The organism is Rathayibacter sp. AY1A2 (genome assembly GCF_002930935.1).
In the GTDB taxonomy this organism is placed as follows: Bacteria; Actinomycetota; Actinomycetes; order Actinomycetales; family Microbacteriaceae; genus Rathayibacter.
Map to the genome: position 1 here is coordinate 58,563 of NZ_PSTP01000006.1, position 24,247 is coordinate 82,809.

The window sequence follows — 24,247 nt, forward strand, 5'->3', positions numbered from 1 at the left end:
TCGCCCGACCGCCCGACACCCCGGAGGTACCGTGCCCGATCCCCTGTCCTCGTTCCTCACCGCGCTCGACCTGACGGACACCGGCGCCCGCACCAGCGAGGACATCTCGACGGGTCCCTCGCAGTGGATGCCCGAGGGGCGGGTCTTCGGCGGCCAGGTCCTCGCGCAGTCGCTCATCGCGGCCGGTCGCACCGTCGAGGGGCGCTCCGTGCACTCGATGCACGGGTACTTCCTCCGCCCCGGGGACGTCTCCCTGCCGATCACGTTCTCGGTCGACCGGATCCACGACGGCCGCTCCTTCTGCACGCGGCGGACGCAGGCCTACCAGAACGGACGCCCCATCCTCTCGATGATCGCCTCGTTCCAGACCGAGGACGAGGGTCTCGACCACCAGGCGCCGATGCCGGAGGGGATCCCCGACCCGGAGTCGCTGCCGAGCACCGCTGAGATCCTCGCGGGGGTCGACCACCCGGTCGGCAGCTTCTGGGCCACGCAGCGCCCCTTCGACGTGCGGCACGTCGAGCAGCCGGTGTACCTCCGGGCCGACCCCGAGCGGGTCGCGCACCAGAGCGTGTGGATGCGCTCGCTCGGACCGCTGCCGGACGATCCGATGCTGCACCGCGCCGCCCTCGCCTACGCGAGCGACTACACGATCCTCGAATCCACGCTCCGCCGGCACGGTGCGGCGTGGACGACGCCGGGCCTGCGGATCGCGAGCCTCGACCACGCGATGTGGTGGCACCGCCCCGCGCGCGTGGACCAGTGGCTCCTCTACGTGCAGGAGGCGCCGAGCGCGTCCGGCGGACGCGGGCTCTCGCTCGGGCGCATCTACACGCAGGAGGGCGTGCTCGTGGCGAGCGTCGCCCAGGAGGGCATGGTCCGCGTCCCCCTGGGCTGAGCTCAGCCCCGCTTCGAGAAGGTGATGGGCTCCTCGACGTAGGGGCCCCACGCCTCGCGGAGCTCCTCCGGGATGCGCTGGGGCCTGCCCGTCGCGGCCGTGACCAGCACCAGAGTGGTGGCCGCCTTCGTGAAGAGCACCCGCGGGACGACGCCGGCGGGCGAGTAGAGCTCGTAGCAGACCTCGAGGCTCGCCCCGCCGATCCGCCCGATCCACAGCTCCACGTCGATCGGCGCGCGCATGTACGGGATCGGCGCGAGGTACTCGATCTCCTGCCGGGCGATGAGGCTGATCGACTCGGCGCCCGGCCGTGCGTCGAGCACCGCCGTCGCCATCCCGCCGGGCTGCGGCGAGTCCGGCTTCCAGAACGCCTGGATGCGCGCCTCCTCGAGCAGGCGCAGCATCTCGGCGTTGTTCACGTGCGCGTAGGCGTCGAAATCCGACCAGCGCAGCGGGATGGCGACGTGCAGGCGCATCAGTCGCGGGTGAGCTTGCGGTACGCGGAGCGGTGCGGCTTCGCCGCGTCCGGGCCGAGGCGCTCGATCTTGTTCTCCTCGTACGCCTCGAAGTTGCCCTCGAACCAGTACCAGTTGGCCGGATCCTCCTCGGTGCCCTCGTAGGCGAGGATGTGGGTCGCGATGCGGTCGAGGAACCACCGGTCGTGCGTGATCACCACGGCGCAGCCCGGGAACTCGAGGAGCGCGTTCTCGAGGCTGCCCAGGGTCTCGACGTCCAGGTCGTTGGTGGGCTCGTCGAGCAGGAGCAGGTTGCCGCCCTGCTTGAGCGTCAGCGCGAGGTTGAGGCGGTTCCGCTCGCCACCGGAGAGGACGCCGGCCTTCTTCTGCTGGTCCGGGCCCTTGAAGCCGAACTGCGAGACGTAGGCGCGGGAGGGGATCTCGGTCTTCCCGACGGTGATGTAGTCGTGCCCGTCGGAGACGACCTCCCACAGGTTCTTCTGCGGGTCGATGCCGCCGCGGCTCTGGTCGACGTAGGAGATGTCGACCGTCTCGCCGATCTTCAGGTCGCCCGAGTCGAGCGGCTCGAAGCCCACGATCGTCTTGAAGAGCGTTGTCTTGCCGACGCCGTTCGGGCCGATGACGCCGACGATGCCGTTGCGGGGCAGCGTGAAGCTGAGGTCGTCGATGAGGACGCGCTCGCCGAACTGCTTGTGCAGCTTCTTCGCGTCGATGACCTGGGAGCCCAGACGGGGGCCCACCGGGATGACGATCTCCTCGAAGTCGAGCACGCGCGTCTTCTCGGCCTCGGCCGCCATCTCCTCGTAGCGCGCCAGGCGCGCCTTCGACTTGGCCTGACGGCCCTTGGCGTTGCTGCGCACCCAGTCGAGCTCGGTGGTGAGCCGCTTGGCGAGCTTGGCGTCCTTCTTGCCCTGGACCTCCAGGCGGGCGCTCTTCTTCTCGAGGTACGTCGAGTAGTTGCCCTCGTAGGGGTAGAGGTGGCCGCGGTCGACCTCGGCGATCCACTCCGCGACGTTGTCGAGGAAGTACCGGTCGTGGGTGACGGCGAGCACGGCGCCGGGGTACTTCGAGAGGAACTGCTCGAGCCAGAGCACGCTCTCGGCGTCGAGGTGGTTGGTGGGCTCGTCGAGCAGCAGCAGGTCGGGCTTCTGCAGGAGGAGCTTGGTGAGCGCCACGCGGCGCTTCTCGCCACCCGAGAGGTTGGTGACGAGGGAGTCCCCCGGCGGGGTGCGCAGCGCGTCCATCGCCTGCTCCAGCTGCGAGTCCAGGTCCCAGGCGTCGGCGGCGTCGATCGCCTCCTGCAGGGTCCCCATCTCGGCGAGGAGACTGTCGAAGTCGGCGTCCGGGTCGGCCATCGCGAGGGAGATCTCGTTGAAGCGGTCGATCTTGCCCTTGATCTCGCCCACGCCCTCCTGGACGTTCTCGAGTACCGTCTTGGTCTCGTCGAGCTCGGGCTCCTGCATCAGGATGCCGACGGTGTAGCCCGGGCTGAGCCGCGCCTCGCCGTTGCTCGGCGTGTCCAGCCCCGCCATGATCTTCAGGATCGTCGACTTGCCGGCGCCGTTGGGCCCGACCACGCCGATCTTCGCTCCCGGCAGGAACGACATGGTGACGTCGTCCAGGATCAGCTTGTCGCCGACCGCCTTCCGCGCGCGCACCATCGAGTAGATGTATTCAGCCATGCCCAGTCCTCAAGTCCGTCGGTCTGCGCGGAGTCGGGTCGCCCGCCGGTCCCCTGCTCCGCGCGGAGGCGCTGACGGAGGCTCGGACCGGGGCGGGACGCCGGGCCCCGGCCGACGCGGAGCGCAGGCCGCGGGACCGTCCGCACCAGTCGAGGATAACGGGAACTCGCCGGTCCGCGTCGGAGGGAGCGCCTGAACGCGGACCGCCCTCCGCTCCGGCCGGGCCGGTGGGGAGGGCGGATCGCGTCAGCGGACGACGGTGCGGATCAGCTGCAGGGCGTCAGGCGCTCCACCGCCTCGGACAGCGTGTCCGTGCTGCCGAGCAGGATCACCTGCGTCGCCTTGGACGCGGTGATGTCGGCGAGGACCGCCCGGGGCACGCAGGTGGGCTGGACCGCGAAGAGCGGGCTCCGGGTGTAGCCCGCCGCCGTGGCTCCGGCCAGGGCGTCGGGGAACTTCTCACCGGTCGCGAGGTAGACGGTCGTCGCCGAGGTGAAGGCCGCCTTGTTCAGCTTCTCCGAGGTGTCGTACCGGTCGGTCCCGCCGATGCGGGTGATCATCGGGCCCGTGATCGAGCGCTCGATGCCGGCGCTGACCGAGAGCGTCGAGCCCGCGATCGTCAAGCTACTGACCTTGAGGCCGCTGATGATCTGCTGGGTGAGGGGGTCCACCGTGGAGCCGGTTCCATTGGTCAGCACCACCGGAGCGCGATTCGCGCCGGCTGCGGCGCTGGCGCTCAGGGCGTCGGGGAACTTCTCGCCCGTGGCCAGCCAGGCCATCGGGGAGCCGCCCCTGAAGGCGTCCTGGAGGATCAGCTTCGAGGTGTCGTAGCGGTCGACTCCGCCGATGCGCGTGGTCTTCCCCTTCGGCGCATACGCGGCCAGGTCGTTGTAGACCTGGCTGCCGACGCTGAGCTCGGAGCCGACGACGACGATCTTCGCGGGCTTGAGACGCGTCAGCTCGGTGCGGACGACCTGGCTCATCGAGTCGCGGTCGACCAGGAGCAGCGGCCCGCCCGCCTTGGCCGCGGCGGGTCCGGCGCTGAGCGCGTCCGGGAAGTTCTGCCCGGTGGCGACGTAGACGACGGGGACGTTCGCCGGGAAGGTGCGCTTGGACACCTCGACCGCGGTGCCCTGACGGTCGGTGCCCGAGATGCGCGAGACGACCGGCGAGCCGGCGGGCGGGGCGGTCGGCGTTGCGGTCGGCGTGGGCGTGACCGGAGGAGTGGTCGGGGTCGGCGTGACCGGCGGGGTGGTCGCGGTGGCCGTCGGGGTCGGCGTGACCGGCGGGGTGGTCGCGGTGGCCGTCGGGGTCGGCGTGACCGGCGGGGTGGTGGCTCCGCTTCCCGTGACGCGGACTGCGGCGTCCGACGTGATGGTCGCTCCGCGGGGCTGCTCCACCCTGCCGTTGCTGATGCCGGTGACCTGGAGCAGGCTGCTCACGCGGTCCTTGTAGGCGTCGTAGGCGCTGGACGGGATCGTCACGGTGACCTTGGACTGATCGTTGTCCGCGACCACCTGGGCGGGGATCCGCTCGGTCCTGCTGGGACCGACGTAGGCGGCGAGCCCCTGGAGGTCGTAGAAGCCGTCCCGGTTGGACTCGAGGACGACGGTGTCGCCACCCTTGACGTCCAGAGCCGTGTCGACCTTCTCGTACGCGAAGTACGCGGCGCTCCGCTGGAGCGTCTGTGCGCTGCTGCTGAGGTCGACCCCGCCGACACCGCCGGCGCCGGAGGCTCCGGCGACGGAGAGGGTGGCCGACGTGGTCAGCTCGAAGCCGCTGTCGACCGGCTGGCCGATCGGACTCTGGTTCTCCTCCAGCGGTTGCTTCTGCGCCGTGATCTGGAGGGCGACAGTCCCACCGCCGAACGAGGAGAGGGGCTGCTTCAGGTCGATGCGGAAGGTGCGATCCCCGGCGTCGAGGTCCACCGCCCCTGTGAGGGCGTAGTCGCCGATCACCCAGTTGTACGTCGTGAACGCTGGGTACCTCCCCGTCGGCCGGGCGGAGTCGGACAGCGTGACGTCGAGCCCGGTGACGTCTCCCGCGACGGGAGCGGTCTGAGCGGCCGAGAACGTCTCGGTGGTCGACCAGTTGTAGGGGGTGACCTTCGTCAGCAGACGCTTCTCCGCTGCGGCAGCCGCTCCGGCTCCTGTCGTCACTCCGAGGACGACGGCTGCCGTGCTCGCGACCGCGATGGCGGTGCGCCTCCACCTCGCTCGCGTCGTCGTCTGCGGTCGGGATGTGGTCATGGCGAGTTCCCCCTCGTCGTGGTCCTCGTGCCGAGCACTCCCGTCGGCACGTCCGTCGCGGTGCCCGCGCTGGGGCACACGTGTCGGTCCGGGCAGCCTAACCGTGCGGAGCGGCGTCCCGGGGAGGGGAGGGCGCCGCCGGCCACCGGGATCGCCGACCTGTCCGCTCGCACGAGGCGGTGCTCACGCTCGGATCCGTACCGGTCGGAGTGGTCCTGCAGGAGCGATGGGCGAACACCGGGCTCTCTCGGACTCGACGGGCGAGGGGCCTTGTCGAGGATCCTTTCGTCCTTTCCGACCCCGACCGGGGCGCGAGGCGGAGCGGTTCCCGGTCGAGGCCGGCGCGTCAGCCCTGGATCGGGACGGTCCGGCCGACCAGGCAGGCGCCGGTCGCGATCGGAGCCGCGATCACCGCCCGCACCCCGCCGCTCTTCAGGCCGTACTGGCCGATGAGGCACGACTCCCCGAGCTTGACGGAGACCTGCACCGAGTCCGCGTCGAGTCCGACCGAGGTCTCGTCCGCTGTCAGCTGCATCGACTCGCGGGAGAACCCCGCCGCGACGAGCGCGTCGACCACGCTGGAGCCGCTCACCTCCGGATCGGGCTCGGCCGCCGCGCGAAGGGTCTGCTCGAACACGGGGAGGTTCTGCTCCGTCGTCCCGCCCGGCACGAAGGCGACGGGTGCGGCGGACTCCGCCGGTGCCGGCGCCTCGGCCGCGGAGGAGGACACCACGGGGTCCGGCGCCGACGGCGACGTGCAACCGGAGAGGCAGACGGCGAGACCGCCGAGCACGAGCGCGATGCGGGCCGCTCGGTTCCGTGTCACGCCCGGCTCCTCCCGACCGGGACGGCTCTCGCTCCGGTCCCCCGGATCAGAACGGGGTCTCCCCGGATCCTACCGAGAGACCGGGAGCGCCTCCGCCGACGCCCGCCGCCACCGGCGGCTCGGGCACGGCATCACCGCGGTCATGGCCCGACGCGCCCCAGTCACCCGCCGCGGCGCCCTCGCGCGGCGCCTCCTCGCTCCACGCGGGCTCGGCGGCAGGGGCGGGAGCAGAGGCGCGCCCGACGGTCTTCGTGAAGCTGCTGGTCCCCCAGGCGAGGTCGTGCCCGATGCCCTCGGCCGTGAGGACCACATCGGTACCGGCCTTGCCTCCCGCCTCCCAGGCCCTCACCCCGAGCCGCCCGGTGACGAGGATCCGGTCGCCGCGCGACAGGGAGGACAGCGCGTTGCCGGCCAGGCCGTTGAACGCGGTGACGGTGTACCAGTTCGTCGAGACGTCGACCCAGCGCTGCTCCGAGCGGTCGTAGCGCCGCTGCGTCGAGGCGAGCCGGAAGCTGGTCATCGCGGTGCCGCTGGAGGTGTCGATGCTCCGGGGCTCGGTGCCGATGGTCCCGATGACGGTCAGCGTGTCGGTCATGGTCGTGTCCTCTCTACTCCTGCCCCGCCACGGCTGCGACGGGCACGGCGCCCGGGCGGAGGGGGCTGGTACCGCTCGGGCGCCGCAGGGCCAGTGTCGCGACGAAGGGCCCGCCTCCGAGGTGGAGGCGGGCCCTTCTGGGGAGAGGACGAGCGGATCGTCCCCTGTGGAGGAGCGTTACGACGCGGTGATGTACCTCGAGTAGGACTTGCGGATCTTGTTCACCTTGGGCAGTGCGACCGCCATGCAGTAGCCCTGGCCCGGGTTCTTCGCGAAGAAGTCCTGGTGGTAGTCCTCGGCGGGGTAGTAGACGCCCAGCGGCGAGATCTCGGTGACGATCGGGCCGTCCCACCACTCGGACGCACGGTCGCGCGCGGTCTCGAACAGCTCCTTCTCCTCGTCGGAGGAGTAGAACATCGCCGAGCGGTACTGCGTGCCGACGTCGTTGCCCTGGCGGTTCAGCTGTCGCGGGTCGTGCAGGGTGAAGAAGACGTCGAGGACGACCTGCTCGGGGATGACCTCGGGGTCGAAGGTGACGGCGACGGCCTCGGCGTGGCCGGTGCGCCCGGAGCAGACGTCCTCGTAGTCGGGCTCGGTCGTGCGGCCGCCGGTGTAGCCGGAGACGACGTCGGTCACGCCGTCGAGGACGCGGTAGACGGCGTCCAGACACCAGAAGCATCCTCCGGCGAGTACGAATGTGCGCATTGCGTGTGACTCACTTCCTGTCGCGTCGACGCGTCCGGGGTGCCGGAGGCGTCAGTCGGTCCAACACGCTCACCGCCCCCTGCATTCCGCGGATCCGCCCCCTGCAATAGAGTCGCGGCGTGAGCTACGACGCCGCCCCCGCCCGCTACGACCGCATGGACTACCGACGCACCGGACGGAGCGGCCTGCTGCTGCCCGCCCTGTCGCTGGGCCTCTGGCACAACTTCGGATCCGACCGCTCCCTCGACACGCAGCGCGCGATCCTCCGCCGCGCGTTCGACCTGGGCGTCACCCACTTCGACCTCGCGAACAACTACGGACCGCCCTACGGCGCCGCCGAGACGGCCTTCGGCCGCATCCTCGCGGAGGACCTCCGCCCGTACCGCGACGAGATCGTCATCTCGTCCAAGGCCGGATACGACATGTGGCCCGGCCCGTACGGGGACGGCGGCTCGCGCAAGTACCTGCTCTCCTCGCTCGACCAGAGCCTGCAGCGGATCGGCGTCGACTACGTGGACGTCTTCTACTCGCACCGGCCGGACCCGGAGACTCCGATCGAGGAGACCATGGGCGCTCTCGTCTCGGCGGTGGAGTCGGGCAAGGCGCTCTACGCCGGCATCTCGAACTACTCGCCCGAGCAGACCCGGGCCGCGCAGGCGGCACTGGCGGGCAGCGGAGTGCCGCTCCTCCTGCACCAGCCCCGCTACTCGCTCTTCGACCGCGGACCCGAGGACGGCCTCTTCCCCGTGCTCGACGAGCTCGGCACCGGCTGCATCGTCTTCTCGCCGCTGGCGCAGGGGCTCCTGACGGACCGCTACCTCGACGGCACCGTGCCGGAGGGGTCCCGTGCGGCGACGTCGCGCTTCCTCTCCTCCGACCGGATCGACGAGGCGTACCTGACGCGCGCCCGCGGCCTGAACGCGATCGCGCAGCAGCGCGGCCAGTCGCTGGCCCAGCTCGCCCTGAGCTGGGTGCTCCGGGTGCCCACCGTCACGAGCGCCATCATCGGAGCGTCGAGCGTCGCGCAGCTCGAGCAGAACGTCGCCGCGCTGGACGCCGGCCCCCTCTCGCAGGAGGAGATCGACGCGATCGAGGAGTTCGCGGTGCACGGCACGACCCTTCGCTGACGCCCCGGCGGGGATGTCGGTGGTCGGCCGTAGTCTGCGACAGCACTCGGCCGGTGGGTGCTGCGAGACTCGAGCAGGAGGAACCGATGTCCCTGTCCACGCTGCACGCCACCCGCACCCCGCCGACGCTCACCCGGGTCAACGCCCGGCTGTGGCGCGTGAGCACCGGCTCGGGTGCCGTCGTCGGCCACATCGAGCTGGTCGAGGATCCGCTCGGCGAGCGGTACCGCGCCCGGCTGCTGCGGGCGGGCATGCCCGCCGGCGCTGAGCTCGGCGAGTTCTGGAGCGTCGACGACGCGATCGAGGTCTTCCGCGTCGCCTGACGCGCCGATCCGCCCGGTCGGCGGCGTGCCGACCGGGCCACGGCGACCGCCACGGATAGCGTTCGCCCCATGCAGTGGTGGAACGAGTTCATGTCCTGGATCCGCACGAGCGACGGACACCAGGCGGTCTTCACGGCCGCTGTGGTCCTGCTGGCCGTGGTGGTCGGAGCGATCGTGATCGCCTCCGTCTTCCGAGCGTCCATCGCGCGCCTCATCCGTCAGCAGGATCACGAGCGGAAGAACGCGGTCATCGCGACGCTCGTCGACGCCGCGGTCGACGCCTCGGCCTGGAACGTCCTCAGCAGCCCGGAGCGCGTCCTCAGCGACCGCGCTTCCGCGCAGGCCGAGACGCACCTGCGCCTCCTGCCCGTCAAGGGCTCCGGAGTCGCGGCCAACTGGGCCGCTCACGAGCTCGCCGAGCTGAAGCACACGTCGAGCACCGGCGGCTACCAGACGCAGGCGAGCGTGGGCGAGTTCCGCGACCGCCTCGTGCAGTGGCGGGACAAGCCCGGGCGCGCCCGGAAGGCCTTCCTCGCCGACCTCGAGCGCTGGCGCTTCTCGGAGACGGGTCGAGACCGCTCCGCCGAGTCCGCTCCGTCGTCCGATCGGGCCGCGAGCACCGCCGAGGCCGCTCCCCAGCGCACCGCTCCCCCGGCCGCCGCACCGACCGCCGTCGCACCGGTCGTCGTCGGCGCGGGCTCCGCCTCCGGCTCTGCAGCCCCGCAGACGCCCACGATCGTCCTCCCCGCGTCGGCCGGGGACGCCTCGCAGGAGGAGACCCGCCGCCTGCTCGCCGACGTCGACCGCCTGGAGGTGCCGTCGCGCGAGCGTCCCGTGGAGGAGCTGCCGCCCGTCGACCCGCAGCGCTCGGCTCCTGCCGCCCAGCCGCAGCCGGACGCGGAGCACGACGCGACGCCGTCGGCTCCGGCCGACGGAGACGGCGACGGCGTGCCGGCCGACGACGAGGCGGTCGTCCGGGCGGACGAGGCCCGGTTCGAGCGGTCCGCCTCGGACGACGACCGAGGCCAGGAGCGCAGCTCGGTCTGAGTGCTCCCGACCACGAGAAGAAGGCCCCGATCGCGAGTGCGATCGGGGCCTTCTCCGTGGTGCGGGCGGTGCATGTACTGACTAGCTGTGTGCATCACGTGCACGGGCGACTCGGCCGACCAGTACGGCGAGGGGCGCCGCGACGATCGTCCACGCGACGGCGATTCCACCGAGGATGGCGAGGAGCAGCATGGTCGTACCTCCGTTCGTTACGTCGTTGTAATTCCGGACACCCCAAGACTAGGTGCCTGAATGACACTCAAACGACTTCGGGTGGGAAACACGCCGGTGTTGCCTCCGATTTGCCGGTGTGTTACTGGTGGAGCGACCGCGAGTCCTCGTCCGAGGGTCACCGGAGCGGAGGAAAACCCCGTGGGTGCCGGGCGTCACTCCTCGGAGGAGCGCAGCGCCGCCCGAGGAGAGGCCGCGACGCGGTCGAAGGACGGGCGCGAGACGTCGACGCTGATCCACACGCCACCGGGACAAGACTAGGGACGGCGACCGGCGCGCTCCCGATCCGATGGTGCCCCCGGCAGGAATCGAACCTGCGACCAAGAGATTAGAAGGCTCCTGCTCTATCCGCTGAGCTACGGGGGCGGACTGCGACCACGATACCGAAGCGCAGAGGCCGCGCCCGCCGGGGCCTAGGCGCCCCGGACGAGTCCCAGCACTCCCACGACCAGGGAGACCACGGCGAGGGCGAGCGACACGCCGATGAGCACCGTGTGCACGCGGAGGAAGGTCGTCGCGCGGCCGTCCGCGTCGCGCGCCCGCGGGTCCTTGCGGACGCGGCGGAGGAAGGGCGGCCAGACGGTCGCGTTCCACACGGCGTTGACGATCAGGAGGCAGCAGGCGAGCGTGATCACGAGAGTCCAGTGTAGGAGGAGCGGGACGGCCGGACCGGGTGTCGGCGGCCGCCGATAGACTGCCCCGCATGAGTAGCGCCCCCGACCGTCTTGTCTGGATCGACTGCGAGATGACGGGGCTCGACCTCTCCGTCGACGAGCTCGTCGAGATCGCCGTCGTCGTCACCGACTTCGAGCTGAACCCGCTCGACGAGGGGCTCTCCCTCGTCATCCGGCCCGACGCGACCGCGCTCGAGAACATGGGCGACTTCGTCCGGTCGATGCACGAGACCTCCGGGCTGCTGGTCGAGATCCCCTCCGGCGTCAGCGTCGCGGAGGCCGAGTACGAGGTGCTGGAGTACGTGCTGAAGCACGTCCCGGCGGAGCAACAGGCCCCCCTCGCCGGCAACTCGATCGGCACCGACCGCGCCTTCCTCGCGAAGTTCATGCCGCGCCTCGACGGCCACCTGCATTACCGCAACGTCGATGTCAGCACGATCAAGGAGCTGGCACGGCGCTGGTTCCCGCGCATCTACTTCAACGCGCCCAAGAAGCACGGCGGACACCGCGCTCTCGCCGACATCCTCGAGAGCATCCGCGAGCTGCAGTACTACCGCCGTGCCGTGTTCGTGGAGCAGCCGGGGCCGAGCACCGCCGAGGTGCAGGCCGTGTCGGCCGCCGTCGTGGACGAGTTCGCCTCGCGGATGTAGTACTCTCGTACAGTTGCTTCGGCGGGTCACCCCGCCGGAACACGCTCCTGGTGGGTATAGCTCAGTTGGCAGAGCGCCTGGTTGTGGTCTAGGAGGTCGCGGGTTCGAGCCCCGTTACTCACCCCAGTGGCTGTGCATGCAGCGGAAGAGGCCCGGAGTTCCGACTCCGGGCCTCTTCGCACATCCGGCGACCGGCAGCGATCGCCGACGCAGAGAGGTCCCGGATGCTCGAGCTCGACGAGGACGCCTTCGAAGCCCTGGTGATCTCCGAGCTCGACGCGCTCCCGGACGACATGGTCGACGGGCTCGACAACGTCGTCTTCGTCGTGGAGGACCGGCCCGAGGACGGGACCCTGGATCTGCTCGGCTACTACGACGGCGTCGCCCTCACCGAGCGCGAGCGCTACGGCTTCGGCGAGATGCCCGACCGCATCGTGCTGTTCCGCGAGCCGCACCTCGCCGCGTGCGACGATCTGGACGCGCTGCGCGACGAGATCCACGTCACCCTCGTCCACGAGATCGCGCACTTCTACGGCATCGACGACGACCGGCTGCACGAGCTCGGCTGGGCCTGATCGCCGCCGAGGGAGAGCCCCCCACCGGCATCCGCGCGTCGCCCCGCTCGGAGGGGACTTCTCAGCCGCGCACCGCTCCCCCGCCGCCCGTGTCCAGCACGAGGTCGGCGTTCTCCCGGGGCCGCTCCCGAGCGCAGTAGGAGCGGAAGTCGCGGTCCCAGGCGTCCCAGTGCGGAGCGAAGAGCTCGCCGTCGCGCTCGAGCGCGCGCACGCGCCGCACCTCGTCGTCGGCCTCGAGCCAGACCACCAGATCGGCGTGGCGGCGCGCGGCGGCGCCGGCCGATCCGCAGCCCTCGAGCACGAGAAGCGGCTCGCGGACAACGCGGCGCCCGGCCGTCGTCCCCGCGGCCCAGTTCCAGGGCCGCCAGTGCGCCGCGAGGCCGAGGCCGTGGGGGCGGACGAGCGTCGCGGCCGTCTCCCGCGACGCCCGGTCCAGGCCCGTCCAGCCGGGGTAGAGGTCGTCCATCCGCACGAGCGCGACCGACGATGCCGCCGGCGCGAGACGGAGCTGCTCGACCAGCGCGCGCGCGAACGTCGACTTGCCGGAGCCGCTCGGTCCGTCCAGCAGCACCGTCCGACGACGCCGCGCGATCACGGAGCGGGCGAGGTCTTCCGCCGTCCGATCCGTCAGCGGCAGGATCCGCTCAGCCATGCAGGACGAAGCTCCAGGAGCCGGTGACGACGGCGGCGGTCACGGCGACGGCAGCGATCAGCACTCCGCCCGCGAGCAGCAGGAGGTCGCCGGCTCCGAGGCGCGACTGCCGCGCCCAGGTGCGCGGGACGCCGGAGCCGAAGCCCTTCGCCTCCATCGCCGTCGCGAGCCTGCTCCCCCGCCGGATGGCCAGCACGAGCAGCGAGAACGTGCGGGCCGCGAGGCTGCGGAGCGCCTCGACGGGCCCGCGGCCGTCGGCGACCCCGCGGGCCCGGCGGGCCATCGACAGGGTGCGCCAGTCGTCGATGAGCAGACCGACGAGCCGCATGCCGGCGAGAGCGCCGAGAACGAAGCGCGAGGGCAGGCGCAGGATCTGCGCGAGGCCGTCCGCCAGGTCGGTCGGGTCGGTGGTGGCGATGAGGACCACGCTCGGCAGTCCGATCGCCAGGACGCGCAGCGCGATGGCCAGCCCGAGGGCGAGGGATCCCTCCGTGACCGAGACGATGAGGAACTCCGCGTAGACGGCGCCGCTGTCGCGCCCGTAGAGGACAGTCGAGAGGCCCGCGAGCGGAGCCGCGATCCAGACGGGAGCCGTCCGCCGCACGAGCTCTCCCGCCCGGAGCCCCGCGAAGGGCAGAACCAGCAGCTCGAGCGCCAGCGCCGTCGCCGCGGAGACCGCATCGACCGTGAGGAGGAGCGCGAACGCGATGACCAGGCTGGCGAGGAGCTTGGCGACCGGGTTGGCCCGGGCGATCCGGCTGCGCGCGGGAACGGAGTCGAGGAGCGTCATCCCGACACCGCCTCGCGGGCGCCGAGGGTGACGACCGAGTCGGCGAGGGCGGCGACCAGCGCCTCGTCATGGGTGACGGCGAGCACCGCCGTGCCCGCGTCGCGCTGCTCGGCGAGGAGGTCGACGAGCACCTCCCAGGTCAGGCGGTCCTGCCCGAACGTCGGCTCGTCGAGGACGAGCACGGACGGCGACCGGGTGAGGGCGGACGCGACGGCCAGGCGCCGCTTCTCGCCTCCGGAGAGGGTGAACGGATTGGCGTCGGCGAGGTGCGCGAGGCCGAGGCGCTCCAGGAGCTCCTCCGCCCGATGCCGCTCCGCCTCGTCGCGGGCGCCCAGCGCGAGCTCGGCGCGCACGCGAGCGGTGAGGAACTGGTGCTCCGGCTCCTGGAACACCATCGCGATCCGTCCGGCGAGCTGAGCCGAGGTCCAGCGGATCGGCTCGGGGCCCGCACCGGCGCGGAGCGACTCGGAGGCGGTCACTCGCCCCGCGACCGGCGGCAGGAGACCGGCCAGCGTGAGCGCGAGGGTCGATTTCCCTGCGCCGTTGGGTCCCAGCACGGCCGTGGCCCGCGCGGAGTCGACGGCGAGCTCGAGCCCCGAGGCCACGATGGTCGAGCGGCGGCGCCCGAGGACGGGCCGGCCGATGGCGAGGTCGTGCGCGCTCAGGGCGGCGGGCGAGGGCAACACGCTCGCCCCGCGCCTGGCGGGGGTGTCACCGGGCAGCCAGACGCCGGAGGCGCGGAGCACGTCGTGCGTTCGATCGAGGACCTCGACCGGAGCGCCGTCGGCGACGACCGCGCCGTCCCGCCCGAGCACCACGACCCGGTCGACGAGGCCGACCCACACGTCGACCCGGTGCTCGACGACGATCAGCGTCGCCCCCGTGCGGTCGGCCGTGCGCTCCACCGCCGCCCGCACCTCGCGTACACCGTCCGGATCGAGGTTGGCGGTGGGCTCGTCGAGGAGCAGGAGCCGCGGACGCATGGCGAGCACACCCGCCAGGGCGAGCCTCTGCTTCTGCCCGCCCGAGAGCGCCGAGGTGGAGTGGTCCAACGGCACGTCGAGCCCGACGTCGCCGAGTGCCTCCCGCACCCGCGCGGGGATCTCCTCGCGCGGCACGCCGAGGTTCTCGCAGGCGAACGCGACGTCGTCGCCGACCCGCGCCAGGACCGCCTGAGTGTCCGGATCCTGCAGCACGAGCCCCGCGACACCGCGCCGGGTGAGCGGCGCGGCTCCGTCGATCTCGAGCTCGCCCGCCGCGGAGCCGTCCTCCTCCCCGCCGAGGACGCCGGCCAGGGCGTGCAGCAGCGTGCTCTTTCCCGCGCCGGAGGGGCCGAGGAGCAGCACGCGCTCCCCCGGCTCCAGCGCGAGATCGAGGCCGGAGAGGGCGTCGCGGGAGCGTCCCGCGTGCCGCCAGCTCCAGCCCCGCGCCCGGACGTAAGCGCCGCTCATCGAGCGCCCGCGCCGGCTCCCTCGACCGTCCGGCCCTCGCGCCCGGAGGCGAAGCGGTCCAGCGCTCCCGAGGCCGCGAGCCCCCGCACCGCGAAGCAGGACAGCAGCCCGGCCAGGAGCGCGCCCGAGACGATCGAGGAGGCGACGTAGACGGTCTTGAAGAGCGCGTCGTTGACGGCGTAGTACGACAGCAGGTCGTTGATCGCGAGGGCGAGCCCCGCACCGGCACCGGCCAGCATCGCGACGAGCGGACGGCCGCTGCGGTAGAGGAAGAGCGCCAGGACGATCTCCGCGCCGAGTCCCTGCACGAGTCCGGAGATCAGCACGGTGAAGCCCCACTGGGTGCCGATCAGAGCCGACACGGCCGCGGCGACCAGCTCGGTGTAGAGCGCGGCTCCGGGCTTGCGGATGATCAGGCCGCCGAGGACGCCGGCGAAGAGCCAGCCGCCGCCGAGGAGCCCGCCGAGCCCGGGCAGGAACTCGAAGGCGAGGCCGAGGACGTTCGTCGCCAGGCCCCAGGCCCAGAAGACGATCCCGCTCGCGACGGCGACGACGCTCGCCACCACGATGTCGACGACCCGCCAGCGCAGATCGCGCCGGGCCGGGGCGGAGGAGGTGAGGTTCTGCGCGTTCGTGTTCTGCGCGTTCGTGTTCTGCGCGTTCGTGTTCTGCGCGTTCGTGTTCTGCGCGTTCGTGTTCTGCACTGACGTGCCCTTTCGTGGAAGCGAATGGAGGGCACGGGTTGGTAAGAGGAGATCGAAACGTTCCTTCGCTGGCATGACCCAGATCAGGTTCGACGGTCGAAGGCTGCTGCCTTCCTCTCAGCCCGGTGCACCGGACTCCCGTGTTCGTCGGCAATCATAGACGTCATGTCGTGGTCGGTGGTCGTCGTCCTGGCCGTGCTGCTGATCGTCCTGCTGCAGGCCCTGCTCTGGCAGCGCCGTGCGCGGATCCGCCGCGAGCTGCTCAGCTACGGCACGCGGGTGCCGGCGCGCGTCGTCGGGCCGGATCCGGCACGCGGCGATCGCGATTCGGCACGGGATCTGGGCAGGCTCCTGGTCGTCTACCGGACCGCCGAGGGTGTGGAGAAGCGCGCGCAGAAATACCCGCTGAAGCGGGGGGACGCGTGGATGGCCGGTGAGCCCGCCGCGGTGATCTACGACCCCCGCCGGCCGGACGACGCCGAGCGTCTGATCGTCGGCTTCGGCCGGACGAAGAAGAAGTGGTACCCCGCGCGCCAGCAGCGCGCCAGCTGACGCGGGGCCGCTCCGGCTACTTCTTGAGGGCGCGGATGATGCGCGCGAGGGCCTTGCCGGTCACCCACACGAAGGGGATGCCGACGGCGAGGACCGAGATCACGTTCGGCTGGAACCGCAGGCCGAGGTCGTCCTTGATGTAGGCGCCGATCGGGATGACCGTGGCGCCGCCGCCTCCGCCGCCGCCCTCCTGGCCGTCCTCGGAGCCGCTGCCTCCGCCGAAACCGAACCAGCGGAGGGCGACGGGGACGAGCGAGACGCCGTCGACGGTGACGGGCTCGCCGTAGATCGTCGCGGTACCCGCGGTGGTGACGGTGTCGGCCAGGGAGACTGCGATGTTGGGCATGGTCCGACGGTACTCCGCGGCTCTCCGCGGCGACAAGCGGCCCGCCGGGGCGCACAGGACTCGTCCATGGACCTCCGGGGACCTGCTGCCATGATCGACGGATGTCCGCCCGCACCCGCCGCCGCCGCCCCGTGCGCTCGGCCGCGGTGGCGGTCGCGAGCCTCGTGCTCGCCGCCTTCCTCGCCTTCCACCGCGCGCTGCCCGATCCGATCGGCTGGCTGTCGGTCCTCGAGGTCGGGATCCCGTGGACGGGGCTCGTCGTGTTGCTCCTCATCGCGGCCGCGGCGGCCCTCCGGTCGCGCCGGACGGCAGCCGCGGTCACCGTGCTGGCGATGGTCTACGGCGTGCTGGTGCTGCCGGTCGCGCTTCCGGCGCCGGCCGTGCGCTCCGGCTCGTTCACCGTCGTCAGCCAGAACATCGAGACGAGCAGCGACGCCGGTGGGCTGGCCGCCTCGCTCGCCGCCCGCGGCCCCGACGTGATCGCGCTGCAGGAGCTCGACGGAGACGCCGTGGACGCGGTCGACGCCGAGCTGGCCGACGAGTACCCGTACTCGTCCGTCTCGAGCACCGTCGGCGTCTGGAGCCGGACCGAGCTGACCGACGAGGAGCCGCTCGACCTCGGTCTCGGCTGGGAGCGCGCGCTCGCCGTCGACGTCGACACGCCGGTCGGCAGCGCGCGCCTGTTCGTGGTGCACCTGGCCTCGTTCCGGCCGGGCGACCACGAGGAGCGGGACACCATGCTCTCGAACCTCGCCACCGCTCTTCGAGACGACGCGTCGGAGCGGACACTGGTCATCGGCGATTTCAACACGCCGACGGACGACCACCTGTTCGCGCCGGTGCTGGCGGAGGCGGGTCTCGTCCGCACGGGCGGAGTCGGCTTCCCGGCGACCTGGCCGTCCCTGCTGCCGCTCGTCTCGCTCGACCACGCGCTCGCCGACGGCGTCACCGCCGCGACCGTCGCGGTCCTGCCGCCGAACGGCTCCGACCACCGCCCGATCAGTCTGACGATCGGTTCCGCGTAGCGAGCGTGTCGCTGAGGTCGATCCCCTTGGCCGACTCGGGAGCCGACCGGGACAGGAGCGAGGCGGGACGCACGGCCCCGGAGCCGAAGCGGGCGGCCACGCCGTCGACCGCGAGCTCCGCGTCGCGCCAGTCGTCGGAGTCGCTCCACAGGGAGAACGCGACGTCGTCGCCCTCGACCAGCTGCTCGCCGCGCACGCCGATCAGCCGCACGGGCCGCCGCATCGGGTTGGCCGCCTCGAGGAGCGCGGAGGAGGCCTCGTAGAGGACCCGGGCCACGTCCGTCGCCTCGACGAGCGTGCGGGAGCGGGTAAGGGTGCTGAAGTCGCCGAAGCGCACCTTCACCGCGACGGTGCGGCAGCGCACTCCCGAGCGGCGCATCCGCACGGCGACCTTGTCGCAGAGCCGCAGCAGCTCACGACGGACGAGCTCGGGGTCGGCCACGTCGTCGGCGAACGTGATCTCGTGTCCGGCGCTCTTCTCGATCTGGCGGGTGTCGACCGGCCGCGGATCCACCCCGTTCGCCAGGGCGTGCAGGCGCCTCCCGGTCGCCTCGCCGAGGGCGGACACCAGCGACGGCAGCGGGGTGGTCGCGACGTCGGCGACGGTGCGCAGACCGCGGCGGACGAGCGCCTCCTCCGTGCTCGCGCCGACTCCCCACAGCGCGCTCACGGGCAGCGGATCGAGGAACTCGCGGACGCCGTCGGCGGGGACGACCAGCAGACCGTCGGGCTTGGAGCGGCCGGAGGCGAGCTTGGCGACGAACTTGGTGCTGGCGATCCCGACCGAGCAGGTCAGCCCGAGCTCGGCGTGCACCCGGCGGCGGATCTCGGTGCCGATCGCGAACGGCGAGCCCGAGATGCGGCGGGCACCCGCGACGTCGAGGAACGCCTCGTCGATGCTCAGGCGCTCGACCAGCGGCGTGAAGGAGTCGAAGATCGCCATGACGCGGCGAGAGGCCTCGCGGTAGCGCTCCATGTGCGGCTCGAGGACCACGGCCTGCGGGCAGCGGCGGAGGGCGACCGCCATGGGCATCGCCGAGTTGACGCCGTAGCGGCGCGCCTCGTAGGTCGCCGCTGTGACGACGGAGCGCGCTCCGTGGTGCCCCACGATGACCGGCCTCCCGCGCAGATCCGGCCGGTCGAGCAGCTCGACGGAGGCGAAGAACGCGTCCATGTCGATGTGCATGATGCTCGCGCGCGGGTCGTCGAAGGGCTCGGTCGTGACCTGCCGCCCCGTGCCGTCCTGCTTGCTCATGCGGTGCCGTCCTGCTCGCTCACGCCGCGCCGTCCTGCCTGCTCACGCCGCTCCGTCCTGCTCGCCCACGCCTCGGGACATGCTCCCACGCACCACCGACATCGGCCGCTCGACAGCCGCGCCCGGGAATGAGCGCCGACCACTCGCGGTTGACCCGAGCACCACGACGCTCCGGAGAGACCATGACGCACGAGCAGCCCGACTCCCCCACCGCCACCGAGACCGGCCCCGGCGCCGAGATGAGCCGCTGGCTCGATCTGCAGGACCGCGCCCACCGCGCCTTCGAGCTCCGGCTGAGCGCCGTCGAGGACTGGTCGGCCCCCACGCCCGACACCGAGTGGGACACGCGCGCTCTGGTGCTGCACGTCGTCCGCGAGCAGCAGCGCGCGCACACGCTCCTCTCGGGCGGCGACGAGTCGGCGCTGCGACTCGAGTCCGTCGCCACCGATCTGAGGAGCGAGTGGCGCCGCGTGACCGACCGCCGGCGCGTCGCTGTCCGCACCGTCGACCCGGCGGCGACCGTGCAGCTGGGGCGCGACACCGTCAGCGCCGTCGAGCTGCTGCAGGAGCAGACGGCCGATGTGACCGTCCACGCCTGGGACCTCGCCCGCGCGACCGGCAGCGACGAGCGGCTGGACGAGGAGCTCGTCGCAGCGGTCTGGGAGCTCTTCGCACCCCAGGAGGAGACCCTGCGCGCGAGCGGCCTCTACGCCGCGCCCGTGCCGGTCGACGACGCCGCCTCCCTCCAGAGCCGCCTGCTCGCCATCACCGGACGCGACGACCGCCTCGCCGCCTGACGGCCCGGCGCCCGGACGCCGTCAAGGCCTGGGGGCGTCCAGGGACGCCGCGGCAGGATGGAGGGGACCACGAACACGGGGCGACCCGCCCCGACGAGGAGAGGAACGTCCATGACACGCATCGCCGTCATCGGAGCCCACGGCAAGGTGGGGCAGCAGATCCTGCACCTGCTCTACGACGCCGGCCACGAGTCGGTCGGAGTGATCCGCAACCCCGATCACGCCGAGGACATCGTCCGGCTGGGCGGCGAGCCGCTCGTGCACGACCTCGAGGACACGACGCCCGAGGCCTTCGCCGAGGCGCTGGGCCACGTCGACGGCATGGTCTTCACCGCCGGAGCCGGACCCGACTCGGGCCCGGAACGCAAGCGCACCGTCGACCTGGGGGGGTCCGTCCTCAGCCAGAAGGCCGCCGCGATCGTCGGGGTCCAGCACTTCGTGCAGGTCAGCGCGATCGGTGTGGACGACCCGCTCCCCGAGGACACGGAGGAGGGCTGGAAGGCCTACGTCGAGGCCAAGCGCGACGCCGACGCGGCACTGCGCGACTCCGGCCTCGACTACACGATCCTCCGCCCGGGCGGGCTGACGGACGACGAGGGCACCGGCACGATCACGCTCGGCACCTCCGTCGAGAAGGGGAGCATCCCCCGAGCGGACGTCGCCGCCACGGTGATCGCCGCCCTGGCGCAGCCGACCTCCATCGCGAAGACGTGGGAGATCGTCTCCGGTCCCACCCCGATCGAGGACGCGGTAGCTCAGGGAGCCTGAGCCCCGGCCCCTCCTCCTAGAGTGGGGCGGGTGAGCACCCACCCGCCCCGCCCCTGGATCCGCAGCTACGCGCCCGGCGTGCCGACGGAGCTCGAGCTCCCGACCGGCTCGCTCGTCGACATCGTCACCGAGTCGGCCGAGCGCTATCCCCACCAGGTCGCGCTCGAGTTCTTCGGCCGTTCGACCAGCTACTCCCAGCTCGCCGACGAGGTGGAGCGGGCCGCCGAGGGCCTCCGCCGCCTGGGCGTCCGCGCGGGCGATCCGGTCGCCCTCGTCCTCCCGAACTGCCCGCAGCACGTCGTCGCCTTCTACGCCGTCCTCCGGCTCGGCGCCGTGGTGGTCGAGCACAACCCGCTCTACACCCCGCGCGAGCTGCGCCACCAGTTCGAGGACCACGGCGCTCGTGTCGCGATCGCCTGGAACCGCGTCGTGCCGACGGTGCAGGACCTCCCGGCCGACCTCGGCGTCGAGACCGTCGTCGCCGTCGACCTCACCCGCGCGATGCCCGCCTCGATGCGCGCAGCCCTCCGCCTGCCGCTGAAGAAGGCCCGGGAGTCGCGCGCCGCGCTGACCGGGCCGGTCCGCGGTGCGATCGAGTGGGAGACGCTGCTGAGGCGGCGGATCGACCCGGCGCACCCGCGCCCGGTCGCGGAGGACCTCGCGGTCATCCAGTACACGAGCGGCACGACCGGCACACCCAAGGGCGCCGAGCTGACCCACGCGAACCTGACGGCGAACGCCGCCCAGTCGCGCGCCTGGGTGCCGACGGTCCGCCGCGGCGACTGCGTGGTCTACGCGGTGCTCCCCATGTTCCACGCCTACGGGCTGACGCTCTGCCTCACCTTCGCGATGAGCATGGGCGCGCGCCTGGTGCTGTTCCCGAAGTTCGACCCGGAGCTGGTGCTGAAGGTCGTCAAGAAGCACCCCGCCACCTTTCTCCCGGCCGTTCCGCCGATCGCGGAGCGCCTGGCGCGCAGCGCGCAGCAGCGGGGCGTCTCCCTGCGCGGCATCGAGATCGCCATCTCGGGTGCGATGCCGCTCGACCCGGCGCTGGTCGACTCGTTCGAGGCACTGACCGGAGGCACGCTCGTCGAGGGCTACGGCCTCTCGGAGACCTCTCCGGTCCTGATGGCCAACCCGGTCGGTCCGACGCGACGCGCCGGGACGGTCGGGCTCCCGCTGCCCGGCACCGACGTGCGGATCGTCGACCCTGAGGATCCCGACACGGAGGTGGCGACCGGCGAGCAGGGCGAGCTGGTCGTGCGCGGTCCGCAGGTGTTCCGGGGCTACCACCGCAAGCCCGACGAGACGGCGGCGACCTTCACCGGTGACGGCTGGTTCCGCACCGGCGACATCGCGACGATCGACGAGGACGGCTTCGTCCGCATCGTCGACCGGATCAAGGAGCTCGTGATCACGGGCGGCTTCAACGTCTCGCCGTCCGAGGTGGAGGAGGTGCTGCTCCGCCTGCCCGAGATCAAGGAGGTGGCGGTGGTCGGCCTGCCCGATCCGCGCAGCGGCGAGTCCGTGGCGGCGGCGGTCGTCCTGGAGCCGGGCGCGCAGCTCGACGTCGCGGCCGCCCGCAAGGCCGTCCGGGAGGCGCTGACGCCCTACAAGGTGCCCAAGCGGATCACCGTCGTCGACGAGCTGCCGCGGAGCATGATCGGCAAGGTCCTCCGCCGCCAGGTGAAGGCGATGCTGACCGACGAGGACTAGCCCGGAACGAGCGGGGGCCCCCGACCACTGTCCGTGATCGGGGGCCCTCTGCAACGAGGCTAGAAGCCGAAGTCGCCGCCTCCGAAGTCGCCGCCCCCGCCGAAGTCGCCTCCGCCACCGAAGTCGCCGCCGCCGGAGTCGCCCCAGCCGCCGCCGTCTCCGGCGTCCGCACCGGAGGCGTCCGCACCTCCCGCATCCGCTCCGCCGTCGGCCGAGGCGTCTCCCCCGCCGTCACCGCCGGCGTAGTCGCCTCCCGCATCGGGGAGGAACGCGCCCGCGATGGCCGAGCCGATCGCGAACCCGGCGATCGTGCCGAGCATCGAGGAGGCGAGGACGCCGCCGAAGCCCATGCCTCCGCCGCCGGAGAAGCGCCGCTCCATGAATCCGGGCTGGCGCAGCTCGCTCCGCGTGGCGGACTGGGCGAGCGTGCGGGGGTCGTCGTCCTTCGGCGCGTCGCCGACGGGGGCCCCCTCGCTGAGCTCTCGGAAGACCTGCTGGCGCTGCTCCGGGGTCAGCTGCTCGAAGGCCTCGCGGTGCACCTGCTCGATCGCCTCGGGCGGCGCGGTGCGGAGGAGGTAGCGGTAGCGCTCGATGGCACGCTCATCGTCGGTGCGCGGAGACGTCGCCGGAGGGGAGCCGTACTCGGGCCTGCGGTCCGCGGCCTGCGGCGGCGCGTACGTCGAGCGGCGTGCGCTCTCGGGCTGCTCGTCGCGGCCCAGCAGTCGGTCCAGGAATCCCATGATCTCCTCCTCGGCGCCCGACGGACGCACACCGCCACCGTAGGCCTCCCACCGCTCCGGGTGCTGAGCGTTCTCTCAGAGGCTGCTCGGAGCGGGGGCCTCGGTCACTTCTGCTTCGGGATGACCACCCACATCACGAGGTAGGCGATGATCTGCGGCCCCGGGAGGAGGCACGAGAGCACGAACAGGAGACGCACCACGAAGGGGCTCCAGCCGAATCGGCGGGCGAGACCGGCACAGACGCCGGCGATGATCCTGCCCCGACGGGGGCGCACGAGAGTAGCCATGACTCCACTCTGGCGCAGGGCGCCTGAGCGGGGCATCCGGGAAACCCCCTAGGTCTGCGCGGGAGTCCCGTCGAGCTCCTCGGGCCGGAACGCTCCGACCGAGCGGGCGAAGGCGGCGGCGCGCTCGGCGTCGGCCTCCGGCCAGACCACGTGGAAGCGCTCGAAGACCACGTCGCCGGGTCCGCCCGGTGAGACGCGGGCGAAGTAGCGCCGGTGGCCGTCGAGCCAGGAGGCGCGCGTGCGGTCCCCCTCGCCCTCGGCCCAGGCGAACGCGTCGTCGACGGAGTCGAGCGGACCGGTCCGAACCTCGTCCGTCACGAGGACGACACGCGCCGCTCCCGCGCCGTCGCAGACGATCCAGTGGTCGCCCGCGACGGGTGCCCCCTCCTCGGCGAGGGACGCCGTGGCCGTCTTCACTCCGCGCCGCACGAGGCCCAGCAGCTCGTCCGCCATCGCCGTGCTGTCGCCGAACGCCTCGACCGGCGGGAGCGCCTCGTCGACTCCCGGATGTGCGGAGCGGTACTCCGCCCAGAGGAGCGCCGCCGAGGCGGCGTCGGTGTCGGGGAGGGCGGTGCGCTCCGGCGCGGCGGGCACGAGCGCCACGATGTTCGCCCCGGCCAGGGAGGCGGGATCGTCGGGGTGGTTGTCGGGCGTGGTGACCGTGTCGAAGGGCCAGTGCTGCTGGAGCCAGCGGCGCGCGTAGGCGTCGAGCTCCTCCTCGAGCCGCGAGCCCCGGACGGCGGGGACGACCCACCAGGAGGCCTCGGCGGAGTCGCCGCCGCCGGGCCGGACGCTCAGAGCGCCCAGCGCCTCGGTGCGGTCCGGGCCGACGAGCAGGAACGCGTGCGCTCTGCCCGCACGCGACTCCTCCTCGAGGCGCAGGAGACCGCGCACGTCGTCGCCGAGGGACGCCGACGGCAGGGCGGCCGGATCGTCCCCGCGGAGGAGAGTCGCGAGCCACGGTCGCTGCTCGCCGATCACCGCGTGCAGGAGGTCCGCATCGCTCGAGACGAGAGGACGCAGGAGGGCGCCCGCCGGCAGCTCGAGCCGCGCGGGAAGGGGCGCGTCGCCGGTTCCACCGCTCATGACCGCACCTCCCCGCGCAC

At 72.4% G+C, this 24,247-nt stretch carries 27 protein-coding genes, 2 tRNA genes and 1 riboswitch; of the genes, 12 read left to right on the forward strand and 17 right to left on the reverse strand.

Annotated elements, in window-relative coordinates:
• The first annotated feature begins 31 nt into the window (after positions 1-31).
• Positions 32-898, forward strand: a complete 867-nt coding sequence (locus C5B93_RS07680) for an acyl-CoA thioesterase II (RefSeq protein ID WP_244230637.1) — start codon at positions 32-34, stop codon at positions 896-898.
• A 2-nt stretch (positions 899-900) separates the two neighbouring features.
• Here C5B93_RS07680 and C5B93_RS07685 read toward each other — a convergent pair whose 3' ends face one another.
• The 6 genes from C5B93_RS07685 to msrA all read right to left on the reverse strand — a co-directional run bounded on the left by C5B93_RS07685 (position 901) and on the right by msrA (position 7,431).
• Positions 901-1,374, reverse strand: a complete 474-nt coding sequence (locus tag C5B93_RS07685; RefSeq protein WP_104223707.1) for a thioesterase family protein — start codon at positions 1,372-1,374, stop codon at positions 901-903.
• Positions 1,374-3,056 carry an energy-dependent translational throttle protein EttA gene (gene ettA / locus C5B93_RS07690; protein ID WP_104223708.1) on the reverse strand — a complete coding sequence of 561 codons (1,683 nt, stop codon included), beginning with the start codon at positions 3,054-3,056 and terminating at the stop codon, positions 1,374-1,376. Before ettA ends, C5B93_RS07685 begins: the two co-directional genes overlap by 1 nt.
• A 266-nt stretch (positions 3,057-3,322) precedes the next feature.
• Positions 3,323-5,305, reverse strand: coding sequence for a cell wall-binding repeat-containing protein (locus C5B93_RS07695; RefSeq protein ID WP_104292166.1), 1,983 nt, complete (start codon positions 5,303-5,305; stop codon positions 3,323-3,325).
• A gap of 346 nt (positions 5,306-5,651) precedes the next feature.
• Positions 5,652-6,131, reverse strand: coding sequence for a DUF6993 domain-containing protein (locus tag C5B93_RS07700; RefSeq protein ID WP_104292167.1), 480 nt, complete (start codon positions 6,129-6,131; stop codon positions 5,652-5,654).
• A gap of 46 nt (positions 6,132-6,177) precedes the next feature.
• Entirely contained in the window at positions 6,178-6,726 is a 549-nt protein-coding gene (locus C5B93_RS07705) for a single-stranded DNA-binding protein (protein ID WP_104274010.1), read from the reverse strand.
• A gap of 177 nt (positions 6,727-6,903) precedes the next feature.
• A complete protein-coding gene (msrA, locus tag C5B93_RS07715; RefSeq protein ID WP_104223713.1) occupies positions 6,904-7,431 on the reverse strand; it encodes a peptide-methionine (S)-S-oxide reductase MsrA in 528 nt (175 codons plus the stop codon).
• A gap of 119 nt (positions 7,432-7,550) precedes the next feature.
• On the opposite strand from msrA, the gene C5B93_RS07720 reads away from it, so the two are divergent.
• The 3 genes from C5B93_RS07720 (at position 7,551) to C5B93_RS07730 (ending at position 9,928) form a co-directional block, all read left to right on the forward strand.
• The gene (locus C5B93_RS07720) at positions 7,551-8,558 is read left to right on the forward strand and encodes an aldo/keto reductase (RefSeq protein ID WP_104223714.1); all 1,008 of its coding nucleotides are present in this window, start codon (positions 7,551-7,553) and stop codon (positions 8,556-8,558) included.
• A gap of 86 nt (positions 8,559-8,644) precedes the next feature.
• Positions 8,645-8,881, forward strand: a complete 237-nt coding sequence (locus tag C5B93_RS07725; protein ID WP_104223715.1) for a hypothetical protein — start codon at positions 8,645-8,647, stop codon at positions 8,879-8,881.
• 69 nt (positions 8,882-8,950) lie between these two features.
• Entirely contained in the window at positions 8,951-9,928 is a 978-nt protein-coding gene (locus C5B93_RS07730) for a hypothetical protein (protein ID WP_104292168.1), read from the forward strand.
• 521 nt (positions 9,929-10,449) lie between these two features.
• Here C5B93_RS07730 and C5B93_RS07735 read toward each other — a convergent pair.
• Positions 10,450-10,525, reverse strand: a tRNA-Arg gene (locus tag C5B93_RS07735).
• Between the two features lie 47 nt (positions 10,526-10,572).
• A complete protein-coding gene (locus C5B93_RS07740; protein WP_104292169.1) occupies positions 10,573-10,794 on the reverse strand; it encodes an SCO4848 family membrane protein in 222 nt (73 codons plus the stop codon).
• Between the two features lie 68 nt (positions 10,795-10,862).
• Between C5B93_RS07740 and orn the strand changes: the two genes are divergently transcribed.
• From orn to C5B93_RS07755, 3 genes are all read left to right on the forward strand, one after another.
• Complete coding sequence (orn, locus tag C5B93_RS07745) at positions 10,863-11,483, forward strand: oligoribonuclease (RefSeq protein WP_104223718.1); 621 nt, start codon at positions 10,863-10,865, stop codon at positions 11,481-11,483.
• Positions 11,484-11,533: 50 nt separating this feature from the next.
• A tRNA-His gene (locus C5B93_RS07750) sits at positions 11,534-11,609 on the forward strand.
• Between the two features lie 98 nt (positions 11,610-11,707).
• Positions 11,708-12,058: a metallopeptidase family protein gene (locus tag C5B93_RS07755; protein WP_104223719.1), complete on the forward strand. Its 351-nt coding sequence runs from the start codon at positions 11,708-11,710 to the stop codon at positions 12,056-12,058.
• 61 nt (positions 12,059-12,119) lie between these two features.
• Here C5B93_RS07755 and C5B93_RS07760 read toward each other — a convergent pair whose 3' ends face one another.
• From C5B93_RS07760 to C5B93_RS07775, 4 genes are read right to left on the reverse strand one after another with little or no spacing between them, the layout of a single operon-like run.
• Positions 12,120-12,710 carry an AAA family ATPase gene (locus C5B93_RS07760; RefSeq protein ID WP_219814028.1) on the reverse strand — a complete coding sequence of 197 codons (591 nt, stop codon included), beginning with the start codon at positions 12,708-12,710 and terminating at the stop codon, positions 12,120-12,122.
• Positions 12,703-13,500, reverse strand: a complete 798-nt coding sequence (locus tag C5B93_RS07765) for an energy-coupling factor transporter transmembrane protein EcfT (RefSeq protein WP_104292170.1) — start codon at positions 13,498-13,500, stop codon at positions 12,703-12,705. Before C5B93_RS07765 ends, C5B93_RS07760 begins: the two co-directional genes overlap by 8 nt.
• The gene (locus C5B93_RS07770) at positions 13,497-14,951 is read right to left on the reverse strand and encodes an ABC transporter ATP-binding protein (protein WP_104292171.1); all 1,455 of its coding nucleotides are present in this window, start codon (positions 14,949-14,951) and stop codon (positions 13,497-13,499) included. The genes C5B93_RS07765 and C5B93_RS07770 overlap by 4 nt, the downstream gene beginning before the upstream one ends.
• The gene (locus C5B93_RS07775) at positions 14,948-15,655 is read right to left on the reverse strand and encodes an ECF transporter S component (protein WP_374953138.1); all 708 of its coding nucleotides are present in this window, start codon (positions 15,653-15,655) and stop codon (positions 14,948-14,950) included. Before C5B93_RS07775 ends, C5B93_RS07770 begins: the two co-directional genes overlap by 4 nt.
• Positions 15,656-15,698: 43 nt before the next feature.
• Positions 15,699-15,806, reverse strand: a riboswitch (TPP riboswitch).
• Between the two features lie 14 nt (positions 15,807-15,820).
• On the opposite strand from C5B93_RS07775, the gene C5B93_RS07780 reads away from it, so the two are divergent.
• Positions 15,821-16,207 (forward strand): DUF3592 domain-containing protein, encoded by a 387-nt coding sequence (locus C5B93_RS07780; RefSeq protein WP_104223723.1) that lies wholly within the window; start codon positions 15,821-15,823, stop codon positions 16,205-16,207.
• A gap of 16 nt (positions 16,208-16,223) precedes the next feature.
• Here the strand turns inward: C5B93_RS07780 and C5B93_RS07785 are convergent, their stop codons facing one another.
• A complete protein-coding gene (locus C5B93_RS07785) occupies positions 16,224-16,553 on the reverse strand; it encodes a hypothetical protein (RefSeq protein WP_104223724.1) in 330 nt (109 codons plus the stop codon).
• Between the two features lie 101 nt (positions 16,554-16,654).
• Here C5B93_RS07785 and C5B93_RS07790 point away from each other — a divergent pair, with 101 nt between their 5' ends.
• Positions 16,655-17,578, forward strand: a complete 924-nt coding sequence (locus C5B93_RS07790) for an endonuclease/exonuclease/phosphatase family protein (RefSeq protein ID WP_104292172.1) — start codon at positions 16,655-16,657, stop codon at positions 17,576-17,578.
• Here the strand turns inward: C5B93_RS07790 and dinB are convergent.
• Entirely contained in the window at positions 17,553-18,833 is a 1,281-nt protein-coding gene (dinB, locus tag C5B93_RS07795) for a DNA polymerase IV (RefSeq protein ID WP_104223726.1), read from the reverse strand. The genes C5B93_RS07790 and dinB overlap by 26 nt on opposite strands.
• A 182-nt stretch (positions 18,834-19,015) precedes the next feature.
• Between dinB and C5B93_RS07800 the strand changes: the two genes are divergently transcribed.
• The 3 genes from C5B93_RS07800 (at position 19,016) to C5B93_RS07810 (ending at position 22,114) form a co-directional block, all read left to right on the forward strand.
• Positions 19,016-19,630 (forward strand): TIGR03086 family metal-binding protein, encoded by a 615-nt coding sequence (locus C5B93_RS07800; RefSeq protein ID WP_258068170.1) that lies wholly within the window; start codon positions 19,016-19,018, stop codon positions 19,628-19,630.
• A gap of 111 nt (positions 19,631-19,741) precedes the next feature.
• Positions 19,742-20,398 (forward strand): SDR family oxidoreductase, encoded by a 657-nt coding sequence (locus C5B93_RS07805; protein ID WP_104292173.1) that lies wholly within the window; start codon positions 19,742-19,744, stop codon positions 20,396-20,398.
• Between the two features lie 30 nt (positions 20,399-20,428).
• Complete coding sequence (locus C5B93_RS07810; RefSeq protein WP_104292174.1) at positions 20,429-22,114, forward strand: long-chain-fatty-acid--CoA ligase; 1,686 nt, start codon at positions 20,429-20,431, stop codon at positions 22,112-22,114.
• Positions 22,115-22,173: 59 nt separating this feature from the next.
• Here C5B93_RS07810 and C5B93_RS07815 read toward each other — a convergent pair whose 3' ends face one another.
• From C5B93_RS07815 to C5B93_RS17225, 3 genes are all read right to left on the reverse strand, one after another.
• On the reverse strand, positions 22,174-22,854 hold the full coding sequence (locus C5B93_RS07815) for a hypothetical protein (protein WP_104232676.1): 681 nt from the start codon (positions 22,852-22,854) through the stop codon (positions 22,174-22,176).
• A 104-nt stretch (positions 22,855-22,958) separates the two neighbouring features.
• Complete coding sequence (locus tag C5B93_RS07820) at positions 22,959-23,141, reverse strand: PspC domain-containing protein (protein ID WP_104223873.1); 183 nt, start codon at positions 23,139-23,141, stop codon at positions 22,959-22,961.
• 48 nt (positions 23,142-23,189) lie between these two features.
• Positions 23,190-24,227: an ASCH domain-containing protein gene (locus C5B93_RS17225; RefSeq protein WP_181068358.1), complete on the reverse strand. Its 1,038-nt coding sequence runs from the start codon at positions 24,225-24,227 to the stop codon at positions 23,190-23,192.
• Positions 24,228-24,247: the final 20 nt, after the last annotated feature.

Bases quoted from the DNA above. Each gene is read 5' to 3' on its own strand.
- msrA (WP_104223713.1), bottom strand. From the start codon at position 7,431: ATGCGCACATTCGTACTCGCCGGAGGATGCTTCTGGTGTCTGGACGCC.
- C5B93_RS07805 (WP_104292173.1), top strand. From the start codon at position 19,742: ATGACACGCATCGCCGTCATCGGAGCCCACGGCAAGGTGGGGCAGCAG.
- C5B93_RS07785 (WP_104223724.1), bottom strand. From the start codon at position 16,553: ATGCCCAACATCGCAGTCTCCCTGGCCGACACCGTCACCACCGCGGGT.
- C5B93_RS07800 (WP_258068170.1), top strand. From the start codon at position 19,016: ATGACGCACGAGCAGCCCGACTCCCCCACCGCCACCGAGACCGGCCCC.
- C5B93_RS07695 (WP_104292166.1), bottom strand. From the start codon at position 5,305: ATGACCACATCCCGACCGCAGACGACGACGCGAGCGAGGTGGAGGCGC.
- C5B93_RS07730 (WP_104292168.1), top strand. From the start codon at position 8,951: ATGCAGTGGTGGAACGAGTTCATGTCCTGGATCCGCACGAGCGACGGA.
- C5B93_RS07780 (WP_104223723.1), top strand. From the start codon at position 15,821: ATGTCGTGGTCGGTGGTCGTCGTCCTGGCCGTGCTGCTGATCGTCCTG.
- C5B93_RS07765 (WP_104292170.1), bottom strand. From the start codon at position 13,500: ATGACGCTCCTCGACTCCGTTCCCGCGCGCAGCCGGATCGCCCGGGCC.
- C5B93_RS07760 (WP_219814028.1), bottom strand. From the start codon at position 12,710: ATGGCTGAGCGGATCCTGCCGCTGACGGATCGGACGGCGGAAGACCTC.
- C5B93_RS17225 (WP_181068358.1), bottom strand. From the start codon at position 24,227: ATGAGCGGTGGAACCGGCGACGCGCCCCTTCCCGCGCGGCTCGAGCTG.
- C5B93_RS07705 (WP_104274010.1), bottom strand. From the start codon at position 6,726: ATGACCGACACGCTGACCGTCATCGGGACCATCGGCACCGAGCCCCGG.
- ettA (WP_104223708.1), bottom strand. From the start codon at position 3,056: ATGGCTGAATACATCTACTCGATGGTGCGCGCGCGGAAGGCGGTCGGC.
- dinB (WP_104223726.1), bottom strand. From the start codon at position 18,833: ATGAGCAAGCAGGACGGCACGGGGCGGCAGGTCACGACCGAGCCCTTC.
- C5B93_RS07685 (WP_104223707.1), bottom strand. From the start codon at position 1,374: ATGCGCCTGCACGTCGCCATCCCGCTGCGCTGGTCGGATTTCGACGCC.
- C5B93_RS07790 (WP_104292172.1), top strand. From the start codon at position 16,655: ATGTCCGCCCGCACCCGCCGCCGCCGCCCCGTGCGCTCGGCCGCGGTG.
- C5B93_RS07725 (WP_104223715.1), top strand. From the start codon at position 8,645: ATGTCCCTGTCCACGCTGCACGCCACCCGCACCCCGCCGACGCTCACC.
- orn (WP_104223718.1), top strand. From the start codon at position 10,863: ATGAGTAGCGCCCCCGACCGTCTTGTCTGGATCGACTGCGAGATGACG.
- C5B93_RS07820 (WP_104223873.1), bottom strand. From the start codon at position 23,141: ATGGCTACTCTCGTGCGCCCCCGTCGGGGCAGGATCATCGCCGGCGTC.
- C5B93_RS07770 (WP_104292171.1), bottom strand. From the start codon at position 14,951: ATGAGCGGCGCTTACGTCCGGGCGCGGGGCTGGAGCTGGCGGCACGCG.
- C5B93_RS07755 (WP_104223719.1), top strand. From the start codon at position 11,708: ATGCTCGAGCTCGACGAGGACGCCTTCGAAGCCCTGGTGATCTCCGAG.
- C5B93_RS07815 (WP_104232676.1), bottom strand. From the start codon at position 22,854: ATGGGATTCCTGGACCGACTGCTGGGCCGCGACGAGCAGCCCGAGAGC.